This is a genomic window from Burkholderia sp. Ax-1724 (genome assembly GCF_011752995.1).
GTDB lineage: Bacteria > Pseudomonadota > Gammaproteobacteria > Burkholderiales > Burkholderiaceae > Paraburkholderia.
On sequence record NZ_VWWL01000001.1, the window covers coordinates 418,872 to 432,344 of the forward strand.

At 65.0% G+C, this 13,473-nt stretch carries 13 protein-coding genes; 7 read left to right on the top strand and 6 right to left on the bottom strand.

The window, feature by feature from the left end; genetic code table 11:
* The first annotated feature begins 170 nt into the window (after positions 1-170).
* The 4 genes from minC (at position 171) to F3J19_RS01785 (ending at position 2,955) form a co-directional block, all read left to right on the top strand.
* Positions 171-1,025, top strand: a complete 855-nt coding sequence (gene minC / locus F3J19_RS01770) for a septum site-determining protein MinC (RefSeq protein ID WP_167036732.1) — start codon at positions 171-173, stop codon at positions 1,023-1,025.
* 103 nt (positions 1,026-1,128) lie between these two features.
* A complete protein-coding gene (minD, locus tag F3J19_RS01775) occupies positions 1,129-1,944 on the top strand; it encodes a septum site-determining protein MinD (protein WP_167036735.1) in 816 nt (271 codons plus the stop codon).
* Positions 1,945-1,959: 15 nt separating this feature from the next.
* Positions 1,960-2,214 carry a cell division topological specificity factor MinE gene (minE, locus tag F3J19_RS01780; RefSeq protein ID WP_094783024.1) on the top strand — a complete coding sequence of 85 codons (255 nt, stop codon included), beginning with the start codon at positions 1,960-1,962 and terminating at the stop codon, positions 2,212-2,214.
* 429 nt (positions 2,215-2,643) lie between these two features.
* On the top strand, positions 2,644-2,955 hold the full coding sequence (locus F3J19_RS01785) for a YXWGXW repeat-containing protein (protein ID WP_167036737.1): 312 nt from the start codon (positions 2,644-2,646) through the stop codon (positions 2,953-2,955).
* Between the two features lie 287 nt (positions 2,956-3,242).
* On the opposite strand, the gene F3J19_RS01790 is transcribed toward F3J19_RS01785, so the two are convergent.
* Positions 3,243-4,850, bottom strand: coding sequence for a chloride channel protein (locus F3J19_RS01790; RefSeq protein ID WP_240158627.1), 1,608 nt, complete (start codon positions 4,848-4,850; stop codon positions 3,243-3,245).
* Between the two features lie 246 nt (positions 4,851-5,096).
* Here F3J19_RS01790 and waaC point away from each other — a divergent pair, with 246 nt between their 5' ends.
* Together waaC and F3J19_RS32935 are read left to right on the top strand one after the other, a co-directional pair.
* Positions 5,097-6,101: a lipopolysaccharide heptosyltransferase I gene (waaC, locus tag F3J19_RS01795; RefSeq protein ID WP_167036741.1), complete on the top strand. Its 1,005-nt coding sequence runs from the start codon at positions 5,097-5,099 to the stop codon at positions 6,099-6,101.
* A 615-nt stretch (positions 6,102-6,716) separates the two neighbouring features.
* The gene (locus F3J19_RS32935) at positions 6,717-6,851 is read left to right on the top strand and encodes a hypothetical protein (protein ID WP_275691474.1); all 135 of its coding nucleotides are present in this window, start codon (positions 6,717-6,719) and stop codon (positions 6,849-6,851) included.
* A 26-nt stretch (positions 6,852-6,877) separates the two neighbouring features.
* On the opposite strand, the gene F3J19_RS01800 is transcribed toward F3J19_RS32935, so the two are convergent.
* From F3J19_RS01800 to F3J19_RS01820, 5 genes are all read right to left on the bottom strand, one after another.
* Positions 6,878-7,057, bottom strand: coding sequence for a hypothetical protein (locus F3J19_RS01800; protein ID WP_167036744.1), 180 nt, complete (start codon positions 7,055-7,057; stop codon positions 6,878-6,880).
* A gap of 306 nt (positions 7,058-7,363) precedes the next feature.
* Entirely contained in the window at positions 7,364-8,671 is a 1,308-nt protein-coding gene (locus F3J19_RS01805; RefSeq protein WP_167036747.1) for an MFS transporter, read from the bottom strand.
* 457 nt (positions 8,672-9,128) lie between these two features.
* A complete protein-coding gene (locus F3J19_RS01810; protein ID WP_240158656.1) occupies positions 9,129-9,527 on the bottom strand; it encodes an energy transducer TonB in 399 nt (132 codons plus the stop codon).
* 590 nt (positions 9,528-10,117) lie between these two features.
* Positions 10,118-11,524: an argininosuccinate lyase gene (gene argH, locus F3J19_RS01815; protein WP_167036751.1), complete on the bottom strand. Its 1,407-nt coding sequence runs from the start codon at positions 11,522-11,524 to the stop codon at positions 10,118-10,120.
* A 240-nt stretch (positions 11,525-11,764) separates the two neighbouring features.
* Positions 11,765-12,577: a helix-turn-helix transcriptional regulator gene (locus F3J19_RS01820; protein ID WP_167036754.1), complete on the bottom strand. Its 813-nt coding sequence runs from the start codon at positions 12,575-12,577 to the stop codon at positions 11,765-11,767.
* 135 nt (positions 12,578-12,712) lie between these two features.
* Between F3J19_RS01820 and F3J19_RS01825 the strand changes: the two genes are divergently transcribed.
* The gene (locus tag F3J19_RS01825; RefSeq protein ID WP_167036755.1) at positions 12,713-13,465 is read left to right on the top strand and encodes a class I SAM-dependent methyltransferase; all 753 of its coding nucleotides are present in this window, start codon (positions 12,713-12,715) and stop codon (positions 13,463-13,465) included.
* The last annotated feature ends 8 nt before the right edge of the window (positions 13,466-13,473 follow it).

Here is a 13,473-nt window from a genome sequence, read left to right on the forward strand (position 1 = left end):
GTGTTGCCGTCGTTCGCGCATGTCTTGCGCGATATGTCTTGCGCGAGACGTGTGGCGGCGCCTATCGGGCGCTGCGCCGCGCCACGCGCGCGACAGCAGATTCTCCCGGCAAAAAAACTGGCCGGGCGCGTGTACGCCTGTAAAATACGCAAAATTTTTTGCCGAACGCTATGTCGCCCAAGAAATCGCCTTTTTTCGAACTTCGCAGCGGCTCTGTCGACACGCTCATGTTCGTGGTCAAAACGACCGACCTCGACGCGATGCGCGCCGAACTGACGCGGCGCTTCGAGGCGACCCCCGAATTCTTCGCTAACGACGTCGTCGCGATCGACGTGCGGCGTCTCGCCGAAAACGAACGCGTGCCGCTCGTCGACATCGCGCAACTGCTCGACAGCGTGCGCATGCGGCCGGTCGGCGTGGTCGCCCATGCGGCGCAAGCGTGGGCGACCGAAACCGCCTTGCCGCTGCTCGAAGCGCGCGACCGGCGCGGCGCCGCGGCGAAGCAGGGCGACGAAGAGGGCACGGCGGCAAACGTGAGTGCCGGCGTAGCGGCAAGCGCGACAGCAGGCACGGCGGCAGATACCGCGACGAACACCGCAACCGCCACGGCCACCGCGTCCATTGCCGCTGGCGTAGGCACCACGCTCGACCCGGCGGCCGCCGCTGAATCCGCGCGGCTCGCCGCCTCGCCGCAAACCATGGTGATCGACAAGCCGCTGCGCTCGGGCCAGCGCATCTACGCCAAGGGCGACCTCGTCGTGCTCGGTCTCGTGAGCTACGGCGCCGAGGTGATCGCGGAAGGCAACATCCACATTTACGCGCCGCTGCGCGGCCGGGCATTGGCCGGCGTGCAGGGCAATCACGACGCGCGCATTTTCTGCACGTGTCTCGAACCGGAACTGATCTCGATCGCGGGCATCTATCGAACGACCGAGAACCCGCTGCCGGCCGACGTGCTCGGCAAGCCGGTGCAGATCTGGCTCGAACAAGAAAAACTGATGATCGAACCGTTGCGGCTCACCTGAGAGAGGCGACGCGCGTGCTGCCCCGGGGGTAGTCCGGCACACCGCGTTTCACGGGAAAAAGCCGCACATAATTGACGCATTTGACGAACACAAGGTAAGGGTAATGGCAAAAATCATTGTGGTGACTTCGGGCAAGGGTGGCGTGGGCAAGACGACCACGAGCGCGAGTTTTGCATCGGCCCTCGCATTGCGTGGCAGCAAGACTGCCGTGATCGACTTCGACGTCGGCCTGCGCAACCTCGACCTCATCATGGGCTGCGAGCGCCGGGTCGTGTACGACCTGATCAACGTGATCCAGGGCGAAGCGAATCTGAACCAGGCGCTGATCAAGGACAAGAAGTGCGAGAACCTGTTCATCCTGCCGGCGTCGCAGACGCGCGACAAGGATGCGCTGACAATGGAAGGCGTCGAGAAGGTCATCAACGACCTGATCGCGATGGACTTCGAATACATCGTCTGCGATTCGCCGGCCGGTATCGAATCGGGCGCGCTGCTCGCGATGCACTTCGCCGACGAAGCGCTGATCGTGACGAATCCGGAAGTGTCGTCGGTGCGCGACTCGGACCGCATTCTCGGCATTCTCTCGTCGAAGACCAAGCGCGCGATCGAGGGCAAGGAGCCGATCAAGGAGCATCTGCTGATTACGCGCTACAACCCGAAGCGCGTGAACGAAGGCGAAATGCTTTCGCTGACCGATATCCAGGAAATCTTGCGCATCGACCTGATCGGCGTGATTCCCGAGTCGGAAGCCGTGCTGCACGCGTCGAACCAGGGTCTGCCGGCCGTGCACCTCGACGGCACCGATGTGGCCGAAGCCTATAAGGACGTCGTGTCGCGTTTCCTCGGCGAGCAGAAGTCGCTCCGCTTTGTCGATTACCAGAAGCCCGGGCTGCTGCAGCGCCTCTTCGGCACCAAGTAAGGGGGGACGCACGTAATGTCGATTCTTTCGTTTTTGCTGGGCGAGAAAAAGAAGTCCGCGTCGGTAGCGAAGGAACGCCTGCAGTTGATCATCGCGCACGAGCGCGCCGGCGGCCATGCGCCCGCCGATTATCTGCCTGCGTTGCAACGCGAACTGGTGGCCGTGATCTCGAAGTACGTGAAGATTTCCGACGACGATATTCGTGTGAGTCTCGAGCGTCAGGACGATCTCGAGGTGCTCGAAGTCAAGATCGAAATACCGCAGGTCTGATCGTTCCGCGGGTGGGTTTGCCTGGCCGCCGGTGAGCGGCCAGTTTGTATCGCCGCAAATGCGCTGCATGGTGTCGTGTTGATTCAATGCGATGCTGTGCGGCGCTTTTCGTTTGTTGCTTCCCGTTTGTTGTTTGCGCTCGCATAGGCATGCACATGCGGCGGTCATGTAGACGCATCGTGCTGATGCTCATGTGCAGACCTTCTCTCCGAGTCTTCCCTCACCGTTGTCTCGCTGAAACTCCTTCGGTCATCGGCTTTCCGCTTCTCTCCCGCCTGACCCTGGAGGCGCTCGCCGCGCCCGATTCTCCGATCGAAATAATCCGTTGCATTTCAGCGTGCACCGTTACACGCGGCTCGTCAGCCGCCCGGAGCCCTCGCGCATTAAACCGGTAACGCCGCATCCGGTGTTCAACCCAAGAGGGAGATCATGAACAGAACCTTTCGCCTGCTGCTTGCCAACACCGTTCTGATCGCCGCCGGCGCTGCCGCGATGGCGTCGGCTTCGGCCGAGGAAGTCGTCATCGTCGCGCCGTCCGCGCCGCCGCCGGTCCGCTTCGAGGCCGTGCCCGCGCCGCGGGTCGGCTACGTGTGGGATCACGGTCACTGGCGCTGGGATCATGGCCGCTACGTGTGGGTCGTCGGCCACTGGCAGGCCGAACGCGTCGGCTATCACTGGGTGCCGGGTCACTGGGTCGAGCATGGTCCGAACTACCGCTGGATTGCGGGGCATTGGGCGTAACGACCGCAGTCGCGTGCGTGGCAGCGAACGCATGGGCGAACGCGAAGCCGCACGCAAAAACGCATGCATTGGCGACGCGGCGGCGTTCGATACCGCTCGCGTCGCGTCTTCAGCGCATTTTCCCGTTTGATCGATAACACAGGCGTCGGCGATCGCGCGCCTGGGAGTGTGGAGAACTATCCGATGAAAAAGAATCTGCTCGTGCTCGCAGCGCTCGCGGTGATGCTGGCCGGTTGCGTCGTCGTCCCCGCGCGGCCGGTGTATGTGCATGCGCCGCGCGTCGTGGTTTATTGACGCGGGGTGTCGGAGGCGTCGTTCGCGAGGTCTGTCGAGGTTGGCGCGACGGCGTTCGCGGCGGTGTCCGCCACGGTGCTCGCAGCGCCGTTTGCCGGGACATTCGCAGCGCCATTCGTCGCGGTGTTTCGAGTTGCGCTCTCCGGGGCTTGCACCTGTGCGTCCGTTGCCGGTTGCTCGCCGTGAGTGCCGTCGGCTTTGGCCATGGCAGCATCGACCTCGGGGCTTTCTTCCGCCGTCGGCTCGGGCACTTCAACCTTGGGTACTTCAACCTCGGGCACCTCAGGCGCGGGCGCAGGCTGCGGCAACGGCGCCATATAACGCCGCGCCAACGACTCGTACAACGGCGGCGCAAACAGACGCGATACGCGGCTCGCGATCAACGCGGTGGCCATCAGCGAAATCACAAGCGCATGGCCGTCGATCATCTCCATCACGATCACGAACGACGTAATCGGCGATTGCGTGACGGCGGCCAGATAGCCGACCATCGCGAGCGCAATCAGCATCGGCAATTGCATCGAGTCGAACACCATGTGCAGCAGATTGCCGAAACCCGCGCCGATCGACAGCGACGGCGCGAAGATGCCGCCTGGAATGCCGGGCAGGTATGAGCCGATCAGCGCGATCATCTTCAGGAACGGATAGAACACCGATTGCGCGTGTCCGTCGAGCAATCCGCGCGCTTCCGCATAACCGCTGCCGAACGTCGCGCCGCCCGACAGCAGCCCGACGACCGCGATCGTGAAGCCGCATAGCGCGGCGAACGCGACCGGCCGCTCGCCGTGCAACTGGCGCAGCGGCGCCGGAATCCAGCGCGCGGTATTGAGCAGCAGCCAGCCGAACCCGCCGCCCGCGATACCGGTGACGAGCGCCGTGAGCAGCACCGCGAGCGCGAGCAGATCGGGGAAATGCGAGCCGATCTGGATCGTGCCGAAATACGTGTAGTTGCCGTTCAAGCCCAGCGCGACCACCCCCGCGATGATGATCGCGGTAATCAGCACGCCGCTCGCGCGTGCTTCGAAGCTGCGCGTCAGTTCCTCGATGGCGAACACGATGCCGGCCAGCGGCGTATTGAATGCCGCCGACAAACCCGCGGCCGCGCCCGCCAGCGCGAGTTGCCGTTCGATCTGCGCGTTCGAGCGCGGATAGAGCCGGCGCAGATTGAACATCAGCGCGGCGCCGACCTGCACGGTCGGTCCTTCGCGGCCGATCGTGAAGCCGCCGAGAATCCCGAGAAACGACACGCCGATCTTGCCGAGCAGAAGCCGCACCGAGAGCAGCCGCGCGCCGTAGGCGCTAGGCTTCGTGTGCAGCGTTGCGATGACCTGCGGAATGCCGCTGCCCTCGGCGCCGCGGAAAAACGTGCGCGTGAGCCACACGGCGAGCGCCGCGACCGCCGGCGTGATGATGAGCGGCGCCCACGTATGCTGTTGCTGCACGCCGCGAAACACGTCGTAGCCCCAGTCGATCAGCCGCGCGTACAGCACCGCGACGAGGCCGACCGCGATCGCGCCGAGCCAGAAAATGCCGTATTGCCGCCACAGGCGTTTCGCGCGGCGCAGGAGGACGGATGGACTGGGAGGGAAGGACCGGGGCATGGAATCGGCTGGCGGTGGGCGGGATCGGACAGGCGTAAAGGAAAGAGTATAAGGCGTACCGCATGGCCCAGGATTTGGGAAAGCCTTTTGAAATGCCATGGGCGGACAGTCTGGGGCGACACTTTTCGCGCCCCCGGTGTAATAGACGGTATTAAGAGACAGACTGTGTCCGTTGCGCGTTTGGCAGGGGTGTGACGGAATCGTCAGCTAAAATGGTTTGAATCTCGAACAACGAACAGTTCCTCAATGAAGCGAGTCCTTATCGTCAAGGTCACTTCACTAGGCGACATCGTGCAGGCACTGCCGGTCGTTGCCGATATCAAGCGCGCGTTTCCCGGCGTTCAGGTCGACTGGGCCGCCGACGAGGCGTTCGCGGATCTGGTGCACTGGAGCCAGGGCGTCGACCGCGTGCTGTGCGCGCCGCTGCGCCGGTTCAAGAAAGCGCGCCGCTGGAGCGATTTCAAGGCAATCTGGGCATCGATTTCCGATCTGCGCGCGCATCGCTACGATTACATCATCGACATTCACGGCGTCTACAAGAGCGCGATCATTGCGTTTCTCGCGCGCTCGTCGAAGCGCATCGGTTACCAATCCCAGGATCTGGGCGAGCGCGGTGCCGCATTCGCGTATACGGGCCGTTTCGGTCCGCGTCCCCAGGGTAATGCATGGCATGGCATGCGCATCAGCGCGAGCGAGGCGCTCGGCTACAAGGTAGACGGCCCGGCGATCTACAACCTGCGTCTGCCCGAACCGGTCACGCGGCCGTTCGCGCGCACCAAGGCGCCCGTCGCGGCATTTTTTCATGCCACCTCCAAGGACGACAAGAAGTGGCCGCTCGGTCATTGGGTGGCGGTGGGGCGTAAGCTGGGCGAGCGCGGCTTTCAGGTCGTGCTGCCTTGGGGGTCGCCCGGCGAACGTGCCGAGGCCGAGCAGATCGCGGCGCAAGTGCCGGGCGCGACCGTGCTGCCGCAAATGAGCGTGACCGAAGTCGCGCAGATGATCGACGCGTGCGCGCTCGTCGTCGGCACGGATACGGGTTTCGTCCATCTCGCGCACGCGCTGCAGAAGCGCACGGTCATGATCTTCGTGGCGACCTCGCCGTCGCATTGCGGCGTCGAAGCGCCGTTCCGTTCGACCTCGATCGGCGACGGCCGCTCGGTGCCGCCGATCAGTGCGGCGCTCGACGCGATCGACTATGTGCACTCAGGCGCGGACGCGTTTGCGGTGCAGGACGATTCGGCTGCCGCCTGAATTCCGCCGGTTTTTCCCGGGTCGTTTGGCAAACGTTTGCGCCAAAGAAGTGAGGCGCGACGCACAATCCGCTCCTGCGAGCCGGATGGCCTCGTCGCGCCTCTAAAAAACGCCCGCGTCGGGGAACGACGGGCGTAGAGGAATCGCGGGCGTAGCGGAATCGATTACACGCCTGTTAAATCTGTCGCTTTTCGTTGGGCGCCACGGCGGCGGTCATGCCGTTCTTACACCACGCTCATGCGGTTCCGTCTGCATGCGCGATGCGATCGGGCCTCATCGCAAACTCGCGAGATACCGCGCGCCAAGGTCCCGCTGTCGTGTCTGAAATCGCTGCCGAGGCGCGTGCAGGCGCGCTCGGCGGGGCAGCCGCTATGCCGGCGCGACATCGACGCGCTCAACGCAGTATAGGCGTTGTTTTTCGCCATATCGACGTGCTCGCGCTTCAGTGACAAGTGCTTGTCGAATACGTTTCAGCGGCGTGAATCGGCCCCGCCGGTTCTGTAACACCGCGGTGATTTTCCCTTACAAATGGCAACGTTCACGCGGGGGCGGATCGTGTTCAATCGGGTCATTCGGGGTTTCGATTCGAATCAAACTGACTCGATGGAGAACAACATGAAACGCTTGATTCTGACTCTGGTTGCCGGCACGGTCCTCGCAACGGCACTCGGCGGCTGCGTCATCGCACCGGCGCCGGGCTATTACTACGGCGGCGGAGGCTACTACCATCACGGCTACTACTACCGTTGAGCGCGATGCGCGGCTCGGGTCTGGACTCAGGCCATGAGCATTTCGAATGCGATGACCGCGGCGATGGCCGCGGCGTTCGCCGCGAGCGCCTCGACGACGATGCCTTTCCAGCTCGCCGGGCGAAAGCGCAGCGCGAGCAGCAACGCGCCGAGCAAGGCCAGCGCGATGATCGTCACGATCTCGGCATTGTGAAGATGGAGGTTCATGCGAGTCTCCCTGTTTTTCGTAGGGTTATGACAGGGAGTATAGGCACGTCGAAAAGACGTACAAGGCGGGGGATTTACCGAGCCGCCTGCCGCCAAGGGCGGAGGGGAGAGGGCGCCGCAAAGGCCGGGTGCGTGAGCGCGTCGGCGGTGATGTCGGCGCGCAGAAGCAGCATGAAGCGGCAGCGCCAAAACAGCCGCGCATGAGTCACGATGCGCGAGGCAGTACGAAAGGGCAGTATGAGAAAAACGGCATACGCGCATCGGCGGAAGAACATTTCCGCCGATGCGCGCCGCGACCTCATTGCCTCATTTCATGAGGCTTTCATCGCGCGTTTCGCGCATGCACAGCACGCCGAACAGGCTCACGGCCGCGGCGACCGACACGTACGCGCCGACCCACGGCAGGCCGCCGTGCGCGGCGAGCACCTGGGCGATATACGGCGCGACCGATGCGCCGAGAATCCCGCCGAGGTTATAAGCGACGCCGGCGCCGGTATAGCGCACGTTGGTCGGGAACAGTTCCGGCAGCAGCGCGCCCATCGGCGCGAATGTCACGCCCATCAGGAACAGCTGGATCACGAGGAACAGCAGCACGAGCAGCGTTTCGCCGCTGCCGAGCAGCGGTGCCATCGTGAAGCCCGACAGGATCGCCGCGATGATGCCGACGATCAGCACCGGCTTGCGCCCGAAGCGGTCGCTCGCGCGCGCCGACAGCGGCGTGGCGAGCGCCATGAACACGACCGCGATGCACAGCAGGCCGAGGAACGTCTGCCGCGGAATATGCAGCGACCCGACGCCGTACGACAGCGAGAACGTCGTCGCGTTGTAGAACAGCGTGTAGCAGACCACCATCGCGAGCGCGCCGAGCAGCGTGGGCGCCCAGTGCTGCGAGAGCAGCGTCGCGATCGGCACGCGCACGCGTTCCTTGCGCTCGATGGCGGCCTTGAACGCGGGTGTTTCGGCGATCTTCAGGCGCACATAGAGGCCGAGCGCGACCAGCACCGAGCTGACGATGAACGGCACGCGCCAGCCCCAGCTGCGGAACTGCTCGTCGGAGAGCGACAGCGCGAGCGCGAAGAACAGGCCGTTCGACGCGAGAAAGCCGATCGACGGCCCCAACTGCGGGAACATGCCGAACCAGCCGCGCTTGCCGGCAGGCGCGTTTTCGGTGGCGAGCAGCGCGGCGCCGCCCCATTCGCCGCCGAGGCCGATGCCTTGGCCGAAGCGCAGGATGCACAGCAGGATCGGCGCGAGGCTGCCGATCGCGTCGTAACCCGGCACGAAGCCGATCAGCGTGGTCGAGAGGCCCATGACGAGCAGCGAGGCCACCAGCGTCGACTTGCGGCCGATGCGGTCGCCGAAGTGGCCGAACAGGAACGAGCCGATCGGCCGCGCGACGAATGCGATGCCGAACGTGACGAACGCCGATAGCGCCTGCGCGGTGGCCGAGCCATGCGGGAAGAATACCGGTCCGATGACGAGCGCCGCGGCGGTTGCGTAGACGTAGAAGTCGTAGAACTCGATCGCGGTGCCGATAAAGCTCGCGAAGATGATTCGCGCGCTGCTGTTTTGCCCGCTTGCAGGCTGAGCCGCGGAAATCGGCGAAATGGACATGCAGGTCTCCCTATGTCGTAAAGCCGTGGGGCGCAATGCGACTGCTGGAGCAGGCGGCATGCGCTCGCGCGGTGTCCGTGTTGAAATTCTGAGGGCTTGCCCGCCGCGCCGGCGGGTGTGCGGGCGGCGTGAGCCATGCCGGATGCTGCCGGCGCAGGGGATCGGAAATTATAGCGAGCGCGGCCGGCGCGCAGCAATGGCGGCGTAAGGTTGTGGCGGCGCGCGATGCGGCGCACTACCAGGCGCACTACCCGGCGGGGGCGGCAGATTGTCGTAGTCGTACGCGATGCTGCGCGGCGTCGGGCGAAGTGAAGCGCAATGAGGCAACGCGCGATGACGCAATGACGCAATGCATCGCGGAGCAAGGCACGGTAGCGCAGAGTACGGAGAAGCAAGACGCGGAAAAGCAAAACGCGGAAAAGCAAAACGCAGTGACGCAAAACCGCAGCGCAAACGCCTACTCAAGCGATTCCGCTTGCGGCGCGGCCAGCTCGCGCAACTGGAATTTGCCGTTGTCGTTGAAGAGCCAGTCCTCGAACAGTTCGAGCTGACCGCGGCTGTTCAGCAGCTTGCCCGGCGGTAAGGGCAGCGGGGCCGAGCGGCGCAGCGTGGCGAGGGCCGTGCTTTCGGCTTCGTCGTCGCCGTTGGAGCGATAGACCGACGACTCGACGATGCGTCCGTTACGATCGACTGTAAACGACACCACCACGAGCGAGCGCAGCATCGCCTGCGGCTTGCCTTGCAGCACATACGAGGGATTGCGCTCGACGATGCGCCGCGCGACCGCGTCGCGGTATTGATCGAGCGTCGCGCTGTTGATCGCGGCGAGCGGCGTGTTGACGGTTTCGCGCGGCATCAGCGAGGTGATCGTGCAGCCGGCGAGCACGGCGGCGCTCAGCGCGGCGAGCAGCACGCGCGACGTATGCGACGAGCGTCGGATGCATGGCAGGCATTGCCTCGCGCGGCGACGCGGAAGGGCGGGGAGACGGGAAAGCATCGTCGGGGAACAGCGCGAAGAGGGCCTGATTCGATGGTAGTCAAAAACCACCGGTATTCAATCGGCGTTCACCCGCTGCGCGGTCGTTGCGTGGTCGCTGTGTGATGTATGGCACGTCGATGTAATGGCCGGAAATATCCGCGAATTGGTCGATGGATCAAACGCGCCTACACTTTGATGGCCTCTTCAACGAGGCATCGGTGGAAGTCTTTTCAGCCCGCTTTACGCGGGCTTTCTTTTGTCTTCGCTGGCCGCCTCACTTGCCGCTTCGGTGGCTGGCGTGGAGTCCGCCAGACGCAGGCGAAAAAAAAGCGAACCCGTCTGCGGGGTTCGCCTTCTGCATGTCCGTGCTGCATGGTCGCGCTGCATGTTCGTGTAATACAGGTCCATGCCAAACGCGGATTCCCGCGAGACCGCAAGCTCACGCTCGCGGCCTCGCCGGGCATCGCTTACTTCAGCGCTTCGCGCGCGGCCTTCACTGCGGCCAGCACCTGCTCGGGCGCCGTGCCGCCCGGATGATTGCGGCTCGCCACCGAGCCTTCGAGCGTCAGATACGAGAACACATCCTCGCCGATCAGATGCGCGACGTTCGGCAATTCGCCGCGCATTTCGTCGAGCGTCAGGTCCGCGAGATCGCAGCCGCGATCGGCGCACACGCGCACCGCGAGCGCGACCGCTTCGTGCGCATCGCGGAACGGCAGGCCGCGCTTGACCAGATAGTCGGCGAGATCGGTCGCGGTCGAGAAGCCTTGCAGTGCGGCGGCGCGCATCGCGTCGGGCTTGACCGTGATACCGGCGACCATCTCGGCGAAGATGCGCAGCGTATCGGCAACGGTATCGACCGTGTCGAACAGCGGCTCCTTGTCTTCCTGGTTGTCCTTGTTGTACGCGAGCGGCTGGCCCTTCATCAGCGTGAGCAGCGCCATCAGATGGCCGTTCACGCGGCCGGTCTTGCCGCGCGCGAGTTCGGGCACGTCCGGGTTCTTCTTCTGCGGCATGATCGACGAGCCAGTGCAGAAACGGTCGGCCAGATCGATGAAGCCGACGCGCGGGCTCATCCACAGCACGAGTTCTTCGGAGAAGCGCGACACGTGCGTCATCACGAGCGCGGAAGCCGCCGTGAATTCGATCGCGAAGTCGCGGTCGGAGACGGCGTCGAGCGAGTTCGCGCAGATGCCGTCGAAGCCGAGCGTCTTCGCCACCGCGTGACGGTCGATCGGATAGCTGGTGCCGGCGAGCGCCGCCGCGCCGAGCGGCAGACGGTTCACGCGCTTGCGGCAGTCGATCATGCGCTCGGCGTCGCGCGAGAACATCTCGACGTAGGCGAGCAGGTGATGGCCGAACGTGACCGGCTGGGCGACCTGCAGGTGCGTGAAGCCCGGCATGATGGTCGAGGCATTCTTCTCGGCGATGTCGAGCAGCGCCGTGCGCAGTTCGGTGAGCAGTCCGCCGATGCGGTCGATCTCGCCGCGCAGCCACAGGCGGATGTCGGTCGCGACCTGGTCGTTGCGCGAGCGGCCCGTGTGCAGGCGCTTGCCGGCGTCGCCGATCAGCGCGGTCAGGCGCGCTTCGATGTTCAGGTGCACGTCTTCGAGATCGAGTTGCCATTCGAACTCGCCGCGCTCGATTTCGCCCTTGATCTGCGCCATGCCGCGCTGGATCGCGGCGAGGTCGTCGGCGGAGATGATCTTCTGCGCGGCGAGCATCGAGGCGTGCGCGAGCGATCCTTCGATGTCGACGAGCGCGAGACGCTTGTCGAAGAAAACCGACGACGTATAGCGTTTGACGAGCTCCGACATCGGCTCCGAGAAGCGAGCCGACCAGGCTTCGCCTTTTTTGTGCAATTGGGACGTCATGGTGTTGGGCGGTTAAGCGGCAGTTAAATGGAAACCAGGCCGCAATGAAGCGGCCGTTGATCGAGCGGTAAAGCGGCTGACGGCAAGCCTGGCTGAGTGGCCCGAAGGCCGCGCCGCAGCGAGGAGAAACGACGATTTTAACACCGGGCGTGGGCGCTCAAGACGGGGCAGGAGCACGGCGAACGGCGCAGCGGCGATGGGCGCGCGCTTGAGGCTGCGCCGCGACGGGCAGCCGCCAGCCTACTCCCGCACCAGCACCACCAGCTTCAGATCCTCGCGATGCGCGGGCTTGAACGTGATCTGGTCGTAAACGAGGCGCCCGTCGCGCGGATGATTGAACTCGCGCCGTCCGCCCTCGCGGCCGCCGACGTCCTGCGAGGCCCAGTAACGCGCGAACTCGTCGCTCGCGGCGGACAGCGCATCGATCAGCGCGTGCGTCGGCGCATCGCTCAGATGGCGGATCGAGTCGGCGCGGAATTCGGCCGCCAGCCGCCGCGCGCGCGTTTCCCAATCGACGATCAACGCGCGCGCGGCTGGCTCGGTGAACGTGTAGCGCAGCAGATTGCGGTCGTGCGCGCCGTCGAGCCAGCCGACGAACAGCTCGGCCGCGCGCTCGTTCCAGGCGAGCGCATTCCACTGCCGGTCGAGCACGTAGGCCGGCGAGCTGACGAGCTGCACGGTTTGCAGCAGCGTGGCGGGGGCATCGGCGGCGGCCGGGTCGGGCTCGGCCGGATCGCGCTGCGCGGCCAGTTCGAACAGATAGGCGCGTTCGGCGCGCGAGAGCTGCAACGCGACCGCGATGCGCGCGAGCGCGTCGGCGGAAGCGGACACGGGCCGGCCCTGCTCGATCCACGTGTACCAGGTCGGGCTCACGCCGCACAGTTGCGCGACTTCCTCGCGCCGCAGACCGGGCGTGCGGCGGCGCGGCCCCGGCGGCAGGCCGACCGCCTGCGGCGCGAGCCGCTCGCGGTGGGCGCGGATGAAGTCGCCGAGCGCGCGGGCCGGCGTGGCGTCGAGCGGTGGCGGGTGATCGGCGGTGGGCTGCATGGTCATGCTGGCGGGCTGCGCGTGGAGGGGGTAATAGAGATACCAGAATAATTGCTTAACTTGTACTGGTACATGACCGGCTCTATTGTAGCGGCTGGAAACCCCACGGCGCGTCGCCATCTCACCCTAACGGAGCCACCCATGAAGCATCACGATCAGGTCGCCGACGCGTTCGGCTCGACCGCCGCCGCTTACTTGACGAGTCAGACCCATGCGAGCGGCGCCGATCTGCGTACGCTCGCCGACGCCATCGCCGCGACGCCGGGCGTGACCGTGCTGGACATGGGCTGCGGCGCGGGGCACGCGAGCTTCGCGGTTGCGCCGCATGCGAAAGAGGTCGTCGCCTACGACATCGCGCCGCAGATGCTCGCGACCGTCGAAGGCGCGGCGAAAGAGCGCGGCCTTGCCAACATCCGCACGCAGCAGGGCGCGGCCGAAACGCTGCCGTTCGCCGCTCATGCGTTCGACTGGGTGATTAGCCGCATGAGCGCGCATCACTGGCACGACGTGCCGCTCGCGCTCGCCGAGGTGCGGCGTGTGCTGAAGCCGGGCGGCAAGGTGCTGTTCATCGATATCGCGGGCATCGATCACCCGCTGCTCGATACGCATATCCAGGCGATCGAGTTACTGCGCGACGGCTCGCATATCCGCGATTACCGCGCCGACGAGTGGATTGCGTTGTTCGCCGCGGCCGGTTTCAAGGCGTCGATTCGCGAGCGTTGGCGCATCGACCTCGAATTCAAGTCGTGGGTCGCGCGCATGCGCACGCCCGAGCCGCGCATCGTCGCGATCCGCTCGCTGTGGGATCACGCGCCCGACGAAGTGCGCCAGTATTTCGACGTGCAGGCGGACCACTCGTTCAAGCTCGACGCGTTGATGATCGACGCGCATTGAATGAAAAA